Source organism: Wandonia haliotis (genome assembly GCF_039523435.1).
Taxonomy (GTDB): Bacteria; Bacteroidota; Bacteroidia; order Flavobacteriales_D; family Crocinitomicaceae; genus Wandonia; species Wandonia haliotis.
Genome location: NZ_BAAAFH010000011.1, coordinates 2,530 through 18,937, shown reverse-complemented (window position 1 = coordinate 18,937; position 16,408 = coordinate 2,530). Strand labels below are relative to the sequence as shown.

Below are 16,408 nucleotides of genomic sequence, written 5' to 3'. Positions count from 1 at the left end.
TGCATGAATTACATCAGGCAATTAACAGCAGCAATGGAACGCTTCGCTTCGGATAATCGGTTAAACCCAACCCATGTGAGTTTGTACCTGGCATTGTTCCAATATTGGAACCTCGCCCGGTTCAAAAATCCCGTGTCTATCAGTCGGGATGAAATCATGCGCTTATCAAAAATCGGTTCCAAAGTAACGTATCACAGGTGCATCAAAGACCTACACAATTGGAGTTACCTGGAGTACGATCCTTCCCACAATCCCTTCAAGGGTAGTCAAGTGTACATGTTCAATTTTTGTACTAGTAGTGAACAAGCAGAGATACACAGTCGTTCCAAAAATGGACAAGTTGTGGGACAAGCAGTGGTACCTTCTAAAACAATAGAAACATTTAAAAACGATAAACAGAATAAACGTCCTTCTCTTCAAGAAATCAAAGATTTTTTTGAAATGATTCTGGACACTGAGCTTGCCGAAGTGGAAGCGGAAAAATTCTACAACTACTACAGCGCCACTGGTTGGAAAATCGGAAAATCACATTTGGAAGATTGGGAAGCAGCAGCCCGCAACTGGATCATCAAAGCAAACGAAACCCCACTAGTACAGAATCGGGACAACTTGAATGCCACAACAGACAAGAACTATGACCAACCCTTATAAAATAGTAGACAACATCAAGCAATATGACTTCATGGAATCATGGAAGTTTCTTGAGAAAATGGGTAAGTCTCGTTATGGCGATCAGTTCATGTTGTTTAAAGAAGATAAAGATGTCATTTACAAACTACTTGTTTACGCTATTCAGGATGAAGAAAATTGCCAAAAACACGGAATCGATCCCAACAAAGGAATCCTTTTAACTGGTCCTGTTGGTTGCGGTAAAACCTCCCTAATGACCCTCATCAAACTATTCATGCCTCCAGTGCATGGCCATGTCATGAAACCCGCCCGTGAAGTTGCCTTTGAATTCAACACCCATGGTCATCAGATCATTCAAAAACACGCTACTCCTAAAACCATCTTCTGTTATGACGACCTAGGCGTAGAGCAGATCATGAAACACTACGGCAACGATTGCAACGTTATGGCTGAAATCCTTCTAAGCCGTTATGAACTATTCATTACCCACAAAACCAAAACCCACGCAACCACCAACCTCAACGCAGGAGAACTGGAAAAACTTTACGGTAACCGGGTTAGATCACGGATGCGGGAATTATTCAATCTCATTGCATTTGATAGTAAAGCGAAAGATAAACGTAAATGAGATTGTATATGCTCGAATTTCTTCAAGAAAGGTAATAGTAAGTTGGCAAATGTTAACCTTATTGCATCTGAGAAAAGACTTTTATAAAAGGAAGTAAGAATACAGGAAATAATATTATAGTATTCTCGATCATTTCTTAATTAAATCTATCATTATTTATACAATGATGATTGCTCAGCGGAAAGTGTAAATGTGAAATTAAAATTATCTTCCAGCTTTTGTTGCTGCATTTTCGATCCAATCAGAAAAATTACTGTGTCCTTCATCCGATTTCCAGCAGTAGGTTGGGAACTTATCAGAGAAGCGAAAAAACTCACCAAATTCGTTTCCACGCCACCAATGGTCATCAAAATAGATTGAATTTGACTTTTTGTTGTTTATTTCTGGAAAATCTGGAAACAACTGCCATTTACGATTTACCAATTCAAAAAAATGAATTTTCTTGCCATCTTTTGAAACCTGAAAACCAAGTCGGTCAAGCGGATTCAAACCCTTGGAAGAAATCTGACCTGATTTGTTCTTGATTCTATTAATGTGAATAGCAAGTAGACCATTTCCTCTTTCAAAACTCTTAACTATTTCATATTTCACCCATCGACGACCAGCAGTTTCAGTTCCAATTAAAACGGATGTTACCGAAGTCTTTTTTAATCCATCTTCTATTAAATTTTTAATTACAGTTGCACCTTTACTTTTTTCTTTTTCCCAAATGGAACTATCTATAAAAGTGTCGGGCATATTGTTTGCAACCCAGCTGTTCCGTACAACATTTACACGAAAGTTTTTGACGTCTTCATAACAAAAACTGAAAAAAGAATATCGAGCCATTTATTTTACTGTTTTGGTGATATTATATTCATCGAGTTTTGCACGAATATCCAAAGCAAGATCTATGTATTTACCTGGATCATTCGCAAAATCAAGCCATTTTACCGAATGGATAAAAGATGATTCCCCTTTGTACGGCTGATTATCCACATGATTAGTACAATCGGTAAAAACTGGTTTATTAATATTGAACATATTGTCTCGAAGTATTTGAAACAAAAAGTTTGTTTTTAAAGTACGACAATTACACTTGGAGCAAGTGTTGTCAACAATGAAGTAATCATAATTGCCCAATTGATCAGGAAGTACAACTGCTAAAACGGCATTTGTTTTACTTCTTCCTCCTTCTCTTGTTTGCTCTTTCAATGAATATGAAATTTCCCATGGAATCCATTGGTCTTTTTCAATATTATAAGCGTTTTTCATTCCCTTAGATACTAATACTATTGTAACAGAACTATCAAATATTTTGTCCCCTAGCTTAGAAGCAATGGTTGAATCAGCAAGTGTACTCATGTCTTCACCATCATCCTCCCCTTTATAGATATGATCTTCTTCCTCTAAAAGTCCTTCCAGTTCATCAACATAGTGTCTCGCTGTTGTTGTAACCTTTGTTTTAATTTTTGTCCAACCATAATCAACATCTTCATGTATATCTAAATCTTGAACTTGGGCATCCAGATATTTATACGAAACGAAAATTTTCTTTCCCATTGCTGATTATTTTAATGCTTATTTCTAATTTCAATTGCTTCCTCAATCCAATCTTCAAGGTTTTCTTTTATATAATCATAAACATTTGTACTTATGTTATATGGAGGATTATAACACTTAACAATTGAAGAAAGTGTTTTACCATTTACAGTAAAACCATCAAATGGATTGTTTCCTTTATTTGATTGATTACCATTGCTATCTTTCAGATTGTGTACATGGATTCCTACCAACCCGCGTCCATCATTCCAAGCTTTTTCTATTTCATGGTTAATCCACTTTCTTCCAGCCGTATTTTCACCGACAAATACAACTACACAAGATTTCCCACTCATGTTGTCGTCAATCCACCCTTCAATAGCTTTATTGCCTCCTTTCGTAACTTCTTCCCATTTATTAGAGGTAACAATACTGTTACCTTCAATCTTGCCCATGTTGCGGATTTGATTAGCTCTCCAATTATCTGGATGATAATGAAAACTTGTAAATACTTTTCTTGCCATGATTTAGATTTTTTGTAAAATATTGATTGCTTTAATTGTATTCATTATAATCTCTTCTTTAGTAAGGCTATCCTTACCGAGTTCTTTGATAGCGTCATGTAAATCTGTATTTGAAGGATAATATGTTTCAAATGCTAACATGACTCTTTCCCATAACGATTTTGAAATATAACCTGTTGCACCAATTGGAATTGGAATAACATTATGTTTTAAACAAATTTCGAACTCTTCCTCCATTCCATTTGATAGTACTATTTCATCTTTAACTAATTTGTTTCCAAAAAGAAATATTGCAATTCCAGATTTCGAAATCATGTCATTACGATATTCTGTCCAAACTTCAGAAATGGGCTTTTTACCTGATTGAATCTGTGGGAAAGGCCTAAGAATAAGCAAATCATCTAAGTTCCTATAATTAGAGTTCATCTTATAATCAAGGGCTCCATTAATTACAATACTTCCAATGCCTAAACCATACCCTGAAACTATCTTATAACCTTTTTCTGCTATGGTATAACTCATGCTATGAATCAGATCTTTGGCTGTATCTACAGTGAATGGTGAATAATCGTTAGCAGCCCCTGAAATAAATATGTTCTTTCGCTTCACTCTTTTTTCAATTTCAGACAAAATTGATGTAATCTCTGGATAATCATCAATCATGATTGCACGAATACCATATCGTATCAAATTGTCAACCTTCAATTGTTGCTTAATTTTGGCATATAAATAATTTTCCTTATTCTGCTCAGGTGATAGTTCCGGATCATTAAAATCATTTTCTAAAATTTCTTTGAAAAAACAATAGTGAGTTGGTGTATTACCGTTTAACAACACTTTCACTCTACCTAAAATATACTCCAAGTTTGGGTCGTCGAAGCTGAAGCCTAGAAAAAGAAAAGTCTTTGATACCAGTTCTCCTCTCAGAGCAATCGAGAACAATTTCATCTTGTCATTATAGCTTTCGAAATCATCCTTTGTCAAAATTGCTTCATCAGGAGAATCCTTATCACCATGCATTTTGTACACTATTGCATCTCTTTTCTTAATGTTTCTAGAAAAATCGGCATTTCTTATCTTCTTCTCAACCGTTTTGCCTTCAGATTCTAATGTTCTCTCAATCAGTTGGTCATAATTTGTTGTCCAAAATGTATCGATGTTAAGTCGAGCCAATATTTTGTGGTTCTCCCCGGCGGCACCAAGAGATGTAAATTCATTTATAATTTTGGTGTTTATCTTACTTCGAGTAAATTTATTCAAGTGATATTGTGCTATAGAGAGTAAATCATGTTCTTTATCAATATCCAAATTCAGTTCTTCCGCGAGGTCGCGCAATAGCTCTTTCCAGTTTACGAAACCATGGGTAGCTGAAAAACCAGCACCGGCAAAAATTGCAGCGTCTCCGTTGTTTATCTCCTTGACAAATTCATTGATAAACGTCTGTTGTTGTGTTGTAAATGCCATAATCATTTATTTAACCAATCGTTAATTGAAACGGATCTTCCGTCTGGATAAATTACTTTGAAATAATCCTGAAGAAGCTCACTGGCTTCTATCCTAGGGTAAATTTGTAAGTATTCGTTACCTTCCCATGTATTTCTATTATCAGCAAGTGGAAGAATACAGATTTTATCACTTAAGAGTTTATATGTATCACCAATTCCGACTTCCCAATTGCACCATTTAGAAGAAATTGCATTGTTGGTTGCTAACAATACGAACTTGTCATTCTTCTGAATTTGTCTCTTAATTTTTTGTGCTGTCAAACCATTTGTTTGTTCCGGCATCGTACTGTCAGCCCAATCGACATAAACGGCAATACCTAAACCTTCAAAAAAAGTTTTAGCTTGTGCAATAAGAACTTTGTCATGATGAGAGTGAGATAGAAAAACGCTTGTTCGAGCAGTACTTTCTGAAAAAGTCCGGGTCTCATTTACAAATTGTTGCCCTTTCTTTCTTGATATATCCAAGGCAACAGCCTGAAATTCATGTTTAGTAAAAATAGCCATAGTAGTAATGGGTTGGTTATTAATAAAATTTATATTGATTTGTTGACAAATGAAATGCCAATCTAAAAATTGTTACTGTAAACAGTAAAAAACTGACAACATGACATATTGATTCCGACTAAATGACTGACTGTCAGCTTAATTGTCCAAAACGGTTTTCCGCACGTATTGAAGCAATTTAAAAAATCGATCCTAGTTAGGCTGTTTATAGATAATTACTTACGATATTGTCAATTGTATGAATAAAAAACAAATTGAACGTAGCCATTTAGAACGTTTCATTTCAAATAAAAATTTTAGCGAGGATATTGTTAAGATTGAAGATAACGAACGTCCAGATTTCATACTCAAATTAAAGGACAATCGACTAGTATCCATAGAACACACCCGATTGATTAATCCTGATCTTAAAAAGATAGAAGAGCATAAGGACAAAATCATAAAGGCTGCTCAAAAGATATTTGAAAGTAAATACGGTGAGAAACTTTATGTACTAATTACCTTTAATAACATTACTCTCCAATCCGGCAAAAAAAATGAAGATAAGTATATCAACCACGTATTTGAATTGGTAGAAGATGTGTACTTGAAAAATAAAGGGTTTGAGTTTCATATATCGTCTAAAATGAATCGTCCGGCAATATCCAGTCTAATTGATAGTATTTGGATAGATAATTCATGGGAATTCAGTAACTGGCAGCACTTTGGGGCTTACTTAGTTGAACAAATAGATAATGATTGGTTTAGAGGGGTAATTGATAAAAAAGAACGTAATATTAAACACTACAACGAGGTTTTTCAAGAAAACTGGTTGCTGATGGTCTCTGATTTTGGAAGTAAATCTTCCTCCAATAGTTTTAGTGGATTTGATTTTTCCGAAATAATTACAAAGTTTGACAGAGTTTATTTGTTTTCGTTTAGAGCAGACACTATTACTCAAGTGAAGTAATTCCTACACACAGGTTATAAGGTATTCGGTTTGCCTTCACCCCAATCACAAAAGCATATCTGCAAGGGTATATAAACTCCCTACGGTCGCCCTTGCAGTTATCCCTCATCACGCTTAATCGTCAGAATTCCTTTGTAAGCTATTCAGTTGCTTTTGTTCAGTGGTTCAGTCAGCACCTCATCCGCAGCTACTCTGCCACCCCAAGCCCCTTATAAGGTTCTGCCAAAGGCAGGCATATTAATTGGGGTGTCAACGCTGCTTAGTGTTTGTGCTCGCCTGCGGGTCGCTGCGGGCTAATCGGGCTGATCACAGTTTTTGATTATCCTGTGCCTCCAGTCGCTTGCTATTGCTCCTCACTCCTTTACTTCAAATCATTGTTAAAGGATAATTAAACAATACTTATCAGGGCAGTCGTTCCTCCCAACAGCAAGCCACTTCCAGCACCCCACGCAAGAGTGTGGCACTTTGGCTCCCAGGGAACCTGTTACCCCAAGCCCCACACACTTGCCTTTGCCAACGCTCGTCAAAAACTCCGCCAGCCCTGCTGTAAACAGTAGCATCCAACCAGCCCCCTCTGGGTTCTTCTGTTGTCTCCACCCTTGCTCCACTCGCAGGACGGCTCGCGCGCACACTTCAGTCAGCCATTCCGTAATACTACATGGCTTCCTTTCGTTTTACCCAACGCTGGCTCAAGGCTGTATAACCAGCTTTTCCTAACTTTGTTCCAGTAAATTAAAAAAATTGATACCTCAACGAAGAAAATATAGACCCTCAGAAATCAAACGTCCTGAGATTCACGGTCATTCAGATGATCGCCACCTAGCCGATTATTTTAAGATGATAACTTTCCTAAATTCATGGGGATGGGACTTTAAAATTAAACGATTACAAATCAAGCATTTTGTATTGGATGAAGAATCTCCCTATCCAAGCATTAATCAAGTGTCTGAAATGATAAATTTCAACGCTTCTACTCATAGGGATTTATACACCTGTCATAAAATCACTGTTCTTAAAGTGCTAGGACAATCATTAGTAACTGATTCCGTATTTTTCTGTCGAGAAGATATTTCAACTCCAGATATTAATGCAGATGATATCTTAATCAATGAAGAAATTAATGAGCTTGATCTTTCATTAATTCGGGAATTGATTAAAAGACCTTATCGCTATAATGGCAAGACATTTTATACCAGCTTAAGAAAAGTGTTTACCCAACAGGAATTTAGTGTACACGAATTACCTGATCTTCATCCTGAAACTCGTCCAAGAGGATTATTCTGATCAAGAATCCTCAAAATATACCTTAGTCAATATTAGCCCCGTTCACCAAACGGCAAGGTCAAGCCTTCGGTTTCATCAAAAATCTCCAACCGTTGGATAGTATTTATTGATGAAAACCTTGCCTTATTGGTTCACTTTCCGCTTTTGGTTGCCTAAGCATTATTTTAAGGCGTTTTGTATTTTAAGTCATTAAAAAAGGGATACCATTTCCAGTATCCCTTTAGTCAAACAAAAGATGTAGGTTTATGATTTGGAAATATCCATCAACTCAGCATCAGTTTCCCATTTCACAACAATATCCAAACATTCCGCGTCAGAATCTTCTTCCACAGTTTGATTGATATCAATCCCCACCTTATTTACTTTGCCAGATAAATCTGACCCTGCTTTAAATCGTGGACGTCTGCGCACCTTAACGCTAACATCCGTAGTTTCACTTTTTGTCATGTTCTTTTGATTTTTGTCCTTTCGGACCTTGGTTAAACATTTGTCTCGAGCGTAGTCGAGAGAATTTACTCCTGATTCTGCTCCATAACCACTTGCACAGCTGCGTAACTAAGAAACTGGCCACCGCGCCTACGGCAGCCAGTATAATCGTCCTGGTTACGTCCAACGTGTTCACTTGTGGAAGTAAGGCCAGAATCGTTCCTCCGATTGTGCCCGCAATAGTATCATTCTCTATGTGATGCATACCTGCCATTACAATCTAATCTTTGCAATCCGAATCTTCGGTAACAGCAGCCTGGCTCATTGCCGTTGCTACTGTTCCTCCAACGATCAGATACCCACCAAGGGCGCTTAACGCTGCTGCTACAACCAATCCTGCAATGCGTAACTTCTTAAAGAAGGGAGGCGTATCTTGTCCACATCTCTTGAAGAATGATTTCAATTTATCTTTCGATTTACCTTTATTCACAACTTCGATTATTGAATTTCAACGATACTCAACGCATTATAGGCGCCATTTTTGAGCGTGTACTGGTTCCCGTTTACTTCCTGAAAGAATTCTACCATTAAAAGAAACAGATCAGTACCTGCACCAGCTGCGGCAGCTACAGGAGTTAACACCACATCTGTTGAGGTAGCATCAATAGGTAAGTTTACCACGTTACTTTCCTGAACATCCGTTTCTCCAGTTGCAAAATCAACCTTTGCCCAGGCACCTTTTAATGAGATATGCGTAGCCCCTGAAGGAGCATTCAAGTCATTGATCGGGATGAGGTCATCTAAGGTAATTACACCCGTTCCCGGATCAACATTAAAAGGATTGAACAAAATTGACCCTAGAATAGCCTTGTCATTGAAATTGAATCCTTTCAGCAAGGCTTTTGCTGCAGGAACAGCAATTCCAACTCCAACATTTCGTTCTCCTCTAGCACTGGTTCCGTCCAGGTTCTTAATCTGCGTCATAAGTTTAGTCAAACGAGACGTAACACGGCTATCTGATGCATTCTGCATCATAGTTCGGATTGAATCGCGTAAAAGCTTTCCTGAACTTGCAGAAGATCCGAATTCGGAACCATTTTCACGGGTACGAACGAAAGCCGGATCATTCTTGATACGAGCAGCATCAACACCTCCTTTTTCTCTTGCAAGGAAACCGTCTTTGCTCTTGTAGAAGGAAATATCTCCGATTTTTCCTTCCAACTTGATTATGCCTTTCTGTCTTGCCATAATTCGTGTTGTTGATAATTACAGGTCCGTTTTCTGGTCGACCATTACACCAGTGCACAACACAAAAATCAATGCAACACATCACATTTGAAAATTTCCCGTTCCGCATAAAACAGTAACAGTGTATTTATTCCGAAAAAGAACTTCTATACAACCCCTTAGAATGAATATCTTTGTAATATGATCATCAAAAACCATAAAAAGCTTGAAGAATTATGTATTTCATCAGAATTAAGTAAACTACTTTTTTCATTTGAATTTCATACAATAGAGTTCAAGTGCCTTTACTTTCAAAAATCAAGTACATTTTTAATCTCACATTCAAATCAGGATTGTGCTTACATGTTTGCTCTAGATGATAACGGGAAGTTTAACGGTAAGCTTCCGAGTGAGTTTTATTATTCGATTAGAGGTACCTTACTCGACCAAACGGGAAGTCATAACATAACACAACTTTGGGAATCACTTGATTACTCCATTTCATTATTGCGACAAAAAGATGTCGAAATAGCAGGTACAAATGACATAATAGAACATTTAGGAAATACAAAAACAGACGATAAATCATATGATGAATTAGGAAATTTACCATATTTTAAAACTTGGAGGAGAAATTCGGAAAGAACTCATGTAAGTGGAGACAACTTAAGAAAGACAGAACGTTTGTTCGGTAGCAAAGTTAGAGAAAAGTGCTATCAAGAAAATATTAGCTCAGTATGGTCCAATGTACCTACTGAAAAATCATTGGAATTTTTAAAGTAATAGATTAGCAATGTTAACGCTATGGATTAAGTATGGATAATGTATGAATGAGTAAGCTTAAACGAATATGCATATACCCAAAGGATGTACAAAGATTAACAGGCAGAAGTGAGCGATACGGCAGAAAGCTGTTACAGAAGATCAGAAAGCACTTTGAAAAGGATCAGCACCAGTTCGTTACTATAAAAGAGTTCAGCGAATACACGGGAATTAATGAAGCCGAAATCGAACAATACATCCTGGATTAAGGCTGAAAATCAGCCATAAACATTCCCAGCATATCAATCATAAAATTTGTGGTAATTTATTGCATTTTATCTATGTAAAAATGTTGATTTTCATTAAATTTGCTGCATCATAGTTCTTTAAAACAATACATTATCCAACAAAGAAATCGGTAACCAATTCGGTAACCTGATTTTAGAACTAAGATGTAAGTGGTTGAAATAAAAGGCATTAAAAAATAGGTCAAGGACCCGTCCAGACCGCAACTATTAAAAGTTAAGCCTCCTATTTGGAGGCTTTTTTTATATCTTATAGTTTCGGATTCCCTTTATTTACAACTATTTTAGCTGGTTTAGGTCTTTGTATCCTCCTGTTCCGTTAAATTCTTAGTATCTTTAAGTCGGTATTATTAGAAAGCAAAAAAGCAACCCTTTAGCAACCCCCGTGAAGTTACGGGGGTTATTTTAATATAGTTTTTTGGAAATTAGAATGAGGTGCATAAGATACAGAATGATAGTTTTTTCGATTTATTGTTTGTGAATACATATAACAAAGCTTCGTAAGATCTACTTCAAGAGTAACCTCTGAGATACTGCTTAAAATTAACTTCTTGTAATACTTATGTGTTTTCCTGCCAAAACTCCCGATAAAGTCACTATTAAAATCCTTTGTATCAAAATAATCAATTAAAGAAGCTTCAGCAATATCCGTTCTAAACTTAGTCTCATCTTCCAAGCTTTTCGATTCTTCAATTGCTTTGAATAATTTATCCTGTCCATCTACTTTTGTTAATTCTTCAGAATCTGTTATTAGATCGACCTTCTGAATAAAAGAACAAAGTAAAATATAGACTTCATTGTATATAAATTCCCTATTGCATCTTTCTAACACTTTTTGAGCTTTCTGATGATGTCCTAATCTTTTCATAGCAGAAAGAGTTTTATCCATTTTTAGGGATTGACCTATATAAACTACCTCAAGATCATTAATTTCCGCTATTTCATCTTCATCACTTAGATTATTCCTTAATACATAAAAAGCCTTTGCATGTATTCCAGAGTCTCCTAAAAGCTCGATATCTTCAAATATATCTCCTTTATTATCAGTAATTTGAAATCGTGAATATGGTTTATTAGACACCAAATTTGCTGTGCCACTAATCTCCCTTGGCAACTTAACTTCTATTCTTTTTTCGTCATACTCTTTTAAGTCATATTGAATAATGAAGGTTAACATAATAGCAGTACTATTTATCACTTCAAAAGACCTAGGATCTATCATTACTCGGGGTCTAATACCTACCATGTATATGTTGCACGGTTTGTCTTCTGTGAAATGTTGTGAGTAATCGACATAATTAAATTCATCAAATTGGGTTTCCCAATAATTTTCTAAATAGACACGGTACTTTAGCATTTGAAAAGATTTTAATTAAATATACATTTTTTAAATAAATACACTGTAAAACGGGGTATTTATATTATATAATACATATATTTACTGTCGAAATTTCTTGTTTATGAATAGAATAAAAGAAGTTCTTGAAGAAAAGGGAATTAAACAAGTTTGGCTAGCTGATCAATTAGGTAAAAGCTACAACATTGTTAATGGCTATGTGCAAAACAGAAAACAACCTAGTTTAGAAGTATTGTTTAAAATTGCTGATATTCTTCAAGTCGATATAAAAGATTTAATTCAGAGTGAGAATGATATATGAACTATAAGATTTTAAGGATATTTAGGATTGGTAAAAACCAAAGAATAAATTATGACAGGCAAGAGAGAGCATTTTGACGAAATATCATTATATGAATTAACATTATTGATTGAGAACTTACTTCCCAAAATGGGGAGAACATCAGTAAACAAAGAAAATGAATCTTCTTTAAGTGCTAAAATTGATTCTACTGCTGGTGAGTTCAACACCTATTATCATTGTACTATTGAAAAACTGTTAAAGAATAGTGATGTCAGTACAATGTCCGATTATCTTAATTCAAAGATTTCTGAAGGTTTTACAAAAATATATTTAATCTCATCATCAACTATTTCGGGTGGATTTAAAGCTTCTTTGGAAGCTAAATTACAATCTAAAAATTTAATAGAATATTGGGAAATAGATGACCTCCTTGACTTAATTGAGGAAAACTATAAAGACTATTGGAGACACACAGATCAGGAGTTATTATCCTATGAACAGAGGTTTGAAAATGGGATTAAGGATTCGTTTCAAATTAAGAAATTAATAGAATTTAAAGCGGCTTACCAAAAGCTAATTTCAATATTTATTGAACCAGTCTTGTTCTTGAGAACAGAAGACAAACAATCTACGAAAAAGGCATTTACAAAAGTTAGTATCGATAAAGCGATAGATGTTAATGATTCATTGATGCTACTCCATGGAGATCCAGGAACAGGAAAGACAAGATTATTGAATGAACTTGGGAGAAAATTAGTCAAGAGAAATGAAAATGAACTTGACAAGCATTATTTACCTGTTTTTGTTGACTCTATAAGTATTAGAAACGCATTTGTGGAAGATGACTTATGTTTGTTAAGCTTAGTAATAGATAACTTCCTTAATCAAGATTTTAACAACATTACGAAAGATAACTTGTTAAAAGATTATCAACTCGTTCTTCTGATAGATAGTATTGATGAATTTGAGGATAATTTTCAAATAAAGATAAAGGATGAAATTCAAGAACTTCTTTCAAAGGGAGTATTAATATTTTTAGGAACAAGGTCTAACACTCTTGAATCTTTGTTTAAAACAAACGAAACTCCCAACAAACACGATGTCTTTATTCAAAAGTTTAATGATGAGCAAATAGAACGCTTTACTCAAAGATATTTTGAAGGAAATGGGGATAGAGCAGCAGGATTAATGAACTCTATGCGTGAGAATAAGATCCTTGAAAAATTGCCCATTACACCTCTGAATATTTCCTTAATGTCTATACTTTATGAGGAAACAGATAATCAAGAGATCCCCGCCACTCTTAACGATATTTACGACAAGTTCAGTAATTTACTTTTAGGTAGGACTATGGTAGATAAGTCTATTGATTTCTTGGATATAACCATAAAGGAAAATATTCTTAGAACTTATGCATTAGAATTAATCGAAAAGCCTAATAGTGAACTCCTAACGAAACAAGAGTTTGTTGATTTTTTTAAACTTAAACTAAAATCTGTTTCAGGAACGATAAAAATTGAACAAATCCCAGCTGCACTTGATTATATAATTGAGCATACTGGACTTCTTACTCTACACAACGGTAAATATGTTAAGTTCAGGCATGACTCTTATATGGAGTATTTTGCAGCCAAAGAAATTTTTTACAATAGACGTGATTTGGAAGATGAAATTGTATCTAATTTCTTTGATGTTAATTGGCAGTATGTAGGTGTGTTTTATGGGGGAATGTCTCGAAGTATGCCAGCTTTCTTAGAAAAGATTTGCGATAAAGTTAAAAGGAGTTCAAATATGCAGGAATATTGGTCTTCAGCCAATGGAATGGGGTATTTACTTCAAGCATTATATCTTACTGATGATGATCTTAGGAAGCAAGGGATAATCGAAACATTGAAAGTAATGGTACGAACTTATGAAGGGTTTAAGCAAATGAGTTCAAGTCTTCCAGACAAGGTACTTATCAGTAAAATGAGTTTACCTATGCTTTCGATTTTTCCCTTCTTTTTATTTATGGACAATTTCGACTCTATCACTTTACGAGAACCGTTCAATTTAGCACTAAACGATCTTCTGAAGGAACTGGAAGAAAAAGAAAAATTAGAAGGCTATGAATATTTAGATGCACTTAAATATAAAATTTTAATCCTAGCAGTTACAATGTCTAGTGACAGACTGTCTATGGAAGATAGATTGGTAGAGGTAATTGATAAGGTAAAAACAATCGGAAATGATTTCTACACTCAAGTACTCGAAATAGCGATAGATAACTTAGGTAGTGCAAATCTTAGAAAGCAAAAACAGGACTTACTACAACCTAAGAAAGTAAGAAAATCGCAAGATTCTATGTTCCATAAAAACCGTAGAATACAGACTTTTTTACAACCTGCTAAACGACAGCTTTTTAGTAAGTATGACTATATATTTTCAGATCGAGATGTAAAACTTTTAGTCGAAGGACCAACTGATGCAAAAATTTTGGAACACGCATATTTTGTGCTAACGGGTAGGTTCCCTTATTGGGAGATTAAAGTTGGTGGAGGAAGCGAGAAACATGGTGGAGCAAATCAATTAGCTAAGACTCTTTACGAGGGATTGGCATTATTGGGAGAAGATCAGATTGTTATAGGGATTTTTGATAATGACAGGGAGGGGATTCCTCAGTTTAAAGGTACGCTTAAAAATGCCAAATTTGATTTAGTAGAAGGGTCTCAACGAATAAAAATTAATAAAGAAAAAAACATATATGCTTTGCTCTTACCAGTTCCTCATGAAATGCAGTATTATTTAAAAGATGAACAAAATGACAACTATTTTGCCATTGAGCATTATTTCCCAAAAGAACTATTGGAAAAGGAGGGAATGTTAGAGGAAACTAATATTCAAGACATATATAAAATCAAAGAATCAAATGGAGCAAAGAACAAGTTTGCAACAGATATTCTAAAGAATAGAAATCCTCGTAATTTCCAAGGTTTTATTCCTTTATTCAGGGAAATTGATAGTATAACAAAAGAAGAAATTGAATATAAAGATGTAGAAATCAAGTAATGAAAATTACTCTAAATTAGATTCAAGGCTTTTTATGATTGATAAGACATTTGAATCATCAATATCGATTTTTTCTGAAACTCTATCTACCGATAATCGAAGTAATTTCTCATTTAACTTATCCATAAACTCTCTTGAGTAATGATGTGGATACTCGTTGCTCTGCGTAATTTTAAACATAGTAGAATTAAACCTTATCCCATGTAAAACAGAAGGAGCCATTATTTTAAAAAGAGCATAGTCTTTTGTAACAAATATTGGATCTGTTTCTCGTCCGACCATTCGAGATATTTGAGGGCGATTACAACTCATTCTAGCATGAAATAAATCCCATGCAGTCCCCCATAGTCTTTTCTTAGTTTGTTCTGAATTAGATCCAATAGAAATCATCGTTAGTAATTTAGTATTACCACCAAATATCTCCAATGCAAGGCTAAACTCTAAGCCAAGCATTACATTCAAATCACTATCCATCCAATCAATAAAATGAACTATATTCTTTTCAGAAAATTCTTTACTCAATCCTTGACTTGCTAGTTCTCGAATTTTTAAAAGTCCTTCATAGTATAGATTGAGATTTGATGTAAAAGGTTTAATCGACCCCTTCAATGATTCTCTTCGTGGAAAAACCTTATAGTTTAATTCATAGTTGAACTCAAACCTTTTCAACAACTTTATTGGGTAGTTAAATGCGAAATCTACCTTATTTTTAAAATCCCAAAGCTTATCTTCTACAATTTCATAGTTTGATCGATCATAGCATAATTCCGTTAGAGCAAAAATTGGGGTGTATGTTACATTGTACTTTTGTACATAACTTTTAAGCTGAAAATTTTCGCTTTATCAACCCGAGCATTTTTCTTATGATTAATGAAATTTACAATATCTAAACAAACACAGCTATCAAGGATTAAAAGGAGTTCTTTGTCCGTTCGTATTTTGTTAATTTCTTTTTCATCAGGTAAAGAAACTATACCTAAATCAGATAGATAGTAAAAATGCTTCATCGAAGTTTCTTTTTATTTTCACTAAAGGTAACCATCAGTTGGCGTAAATAATTTACGTTCTTCATTGTAATTCAGAAAATGCCAGAGATCTTAGTTCTGAAAACTTTGGCAAATAAGAAAGAATTTAGACAATGAATTACCTAAGATTCGGGGTATTCCAAAATAGAGTATAAAAAGTAAGTGTAAAAAAATTCAATTATTCCCTTAACTTGGAAATAACCGTTAACGCACCAACTGCACAAATCCACTATAACTATACGTTTCCGTATCGGAGTTCAGTTCCAGTTGATAAAAATACACGCCCTCCGAGGTATCCGTTCCATCCCAGAGGGGTTCAAAAACCTGTGGTTGTGTGGTAAATTCCAGTTCGCGCATGGGGTTCCCCCAACGGTTGAATAAAGAGACCTTTCCGCTTACCGTAACGTTGGTCGTGATGCCGAAGAAATCA

At 35.0% G+C, this 16,408-nt stretch carries 19 protein-coding genes; 8 read left to right on the top strand and 11 right to left on the bottom strand.

Annotated elements, in window-relative coordinates; translation table 11 throughout:
• Positions 1-3: 3 nt before the first annotated feature.
• A complete protein-coding gene (locus ABDZ97_RS08265) occupies positions 4-651 on the top strand; it encodes a hypothetical protein (protein ID WP_343786439.1) in 648 nt (215 codons plus the stop codon).
• Complete coding sequence (locus ABDZ97_RS08260) at positions 635-1,258, top strand: P-loop NTPase family protein (RefSeq protein WP_425542651.1); 624 nt, start codon at positions 635-637, stop codon at positions 1,256-1,258. Before ABDZ97_RS08265 ends, ABDZ97_RS08260 begins: the two co-directional genes overlap by 17 nt.
• A 204-nt stretch (positions 1,259-1,462) precedes the next feature.
• On the opposite strand, the gene ABDZ97_RS08255 is transcribed toward ABDZ97_RS08260, so the two are convergent.
• Genes ABDZ97_RS08255 through ABDZ97_RS08235 form a run of 5 tightly spaced genes read right to left on the bottom strand, consistent with a single transcriptional unit; the run spans position 1,463 to position 5,312 of the window.
• Positions 1,463-2,086, bottom strand: coding sequence for a TIR domain-containing protein (locus ABDZ97_RS08255; protein WP_343786435.1), 624 nt, complete (start codon positions 2,084-2,086; stop codon positions 1,463-1,465).
• Entirely contained in the window at positions 2,087-2,800 is a 714-nt protein-coding gene (locus ABDZ97_RS08250; protein ID WP_343786433.1) for a TIR domain-containing protein, read from the bottom strand.
• A gap of 11 nt (positions 2,801-2,811) precedes the next feature.
• Positions 2,812-3,303: a TIR domain-containing protein gene (locus tag ABDZ97_RS08245; RefSeq protein WP_343786430.1), complete on the bottom strand. Its 492-nt coding sequence runs from the start codon at positions 3,301-3,303 to the stop codon at positions 2,812-2,814.
• Positions 3,304-3,306: 3 nt separating this feature from the next.
• Positions 3,307-4,767 (bottom strand): SIR2 family protein, encoded by a 1,461-nt coding sequence (locus ABDZ97_RS08240; RefSeq protein WP_343786428.1) that lies wholly within the window; start codon positions 4,765-4,767, stop codon positions 3,307-3,309.
• 2 nt (positions 4,768-4,769) lie between these two features.
• Positions 4,770-5,312, bottom strand: coding sequence for a toll/interleukin-1 receptor domain-containing protein (locus tag ABDZ97_RS08235; RefSeq protein WP_343786425.1), 543 nt, complete (start codon positions 5,310-5,312; stop codon positions 4,770-4,772).
• 238 nt (positions 5,313-5,550) lie between these two features.
• Between ABDZ97_RS08235 and ABDZ97_RS08230 the strand changes: the two genes are divergently transcribed.
• Both ABDZ97_RS08230 and ABDZ97_RS08225 read left to right on the top strand, forming a co-directional pair.
• On the top strand, positions 5,551-6,261 hold the full coding sequence (locus ABDZ97_RS08230) for a hypothetical protein (RefSeq protein ID WP_343786423.1): 711 nt from the start codon (positions 5,551-5,553) through the stop codon (positions 6,259-6,261).
• A gap of 741 nt (positions 6,262-7,002) precedes the next feature.
• Positions 7,003-7,545, top strand: a complete 543-nt coding sequence (locus ABDZ97_RS08225; protein ID WP_343786421.1) for a hypothetical protein — start codon at positions 7,003-7,005, stop codon at positions 7,543-7,545.
• A 243-nt stretch (positions 7,546-7,788) separates the two neighbouring features.
• Here ABDZ97_RS08225 and ABDZ97_RS08220 read toward each other — a convergent pair whose 3' ends face one another.
• The 3 genes from ABDZ97_RS08220 to ABDZ97_RS08210 form a co-directional block, all read right to left on the bottom strand.
• Positions 7,789-7,992: a hypothetical protein gene (locus ABDZ97_RS08220; protein ID WP_343786419.1), complete on the bottom strand. Its 204-nt coding sequence runs from the start codon at positions 7,990-7,992 to the stop codon at positions 7,789-7,791.
• A gap of 259 nt (positions 7,993-8,251) precedes the next feature.
• Complete coding sequence (locus ABDZ97_RS08215; RefSeq protein WP_343786417.1) at positions 8,252-8,461, bottom strand: hypothetical protein; 210 nt, start codon at positions 8,459-8,461, stop codon at positions 8,252-8,254.
• Between the two features lie 8 nt (positions 8,462-8,469).
• Positions 8,470-9,219 carry a hypothetical protein gene (locus ABDZ97_RS08210; RefSeq protein ID WP_343786415.1) on the bottom strand — a complete coding sequence of 250 codons (750 nt, stop codon included), beginning with the start codon at positions 9,217-9,219 and terminating at the stop codon, positions 8,470-8,472.
• A 180-nt stretch (positions 9,220-9,399) separates the two neighbouring features.
• Between ABDZ97_RS08210 and ABDZ97_RS08205 the strand changes: the two genes are divergently transcribed.
• Entirely contained in the window at positions 9,400-9,981 is a 582-nt protein-coding gene (locus ABDZ97_RS08205; protein WP_343786413.1) for a DUF6037 family protein, read from the top strand.
• Between the two features lie 47 nt (positions 9,982-10,028).
• Positions 10,029-10,229: a hypothetical protein gene (locus ABDZ97_RS08200; protein ID WP_343786412.1), complete on the top strand. Its 201-nt coding sequence runs from the start codon at positions 10,029-10,031 to the stop codon at positions 10,227-10,229.
• Between the two features lie 436 nt (positions 10,230-10,665).
• Here the strand turns inward: ABDZ97_RS08200 and ABDZ97_RS08195 are convergent, their stop codons facing one another.
• The gene (locus tag ABDZ97_RS08195; RefSeq protein ID WP_343786401.1) at positions 10,666-11,622 is read right to left on the bottom strand and encodes a hypothetical protein; all 957 of its coding nucleotides are present in this window, start codon (positions 11,620-11,622) and stop codon (positions 10,666-10,668) included.
• A gap of 103 nt (positions 11,623-11,725) precedes the next feature.
• On the opposite strand from ABDZ97_RS08195, the gene ABDZ97_RS08190 reads away from it, so the two are divergent.
• Positions 11,726-11,923, top strand: a complete 198-nt coding sequence (locus ABDZ97_RS08190) for a helix-turn-helix domain-containing protein (protein ID WP_343786398.1) — start codon at positions 11,726-11,728, stop codon at positions 11,921-11,923.
• Positions 11,924-11,974: 51 nt separating this feature from the next.
• Positions 11,975-14,953: an NACHT domain-containing protein gene (locus tag ABDZ97_RS08185; protein WP_343786396.1), complete on the top strand. Its 2,979-nt coding sequence runs from the start codon at positions 11,975-11,977 to the stop codon at positions 14,951-14,953.
• 6 nt (positions 14,954-14,959) lie between these two features.
• Here ABDZ97_RS08185 and ABDZ97_RS08180 read toward each other — a convergent pair whose 3' ends face one another.
• On the bottom strand, positions 14,960-15,622 hold the full coding sequence (locus tag ABDZ97_RS08180) for a hypothetical protein (RefSeq protein ID WP_343786394.1): 663 nt from the start codon (positions 15,620-15,622) through the stop codon (positions 14,960-14,962).
• Positions 15,623-16,182: 560 nt separating this feature from the next.
• A partial coding sequence (locus tag ABDZ97_RS08175; protein ID WP_343786392.1) for a T9SS type B sorting domain-containing protein occupies positions 16,183-16,408 on the bottom strand: 226 nt, incomplete at its 5' end.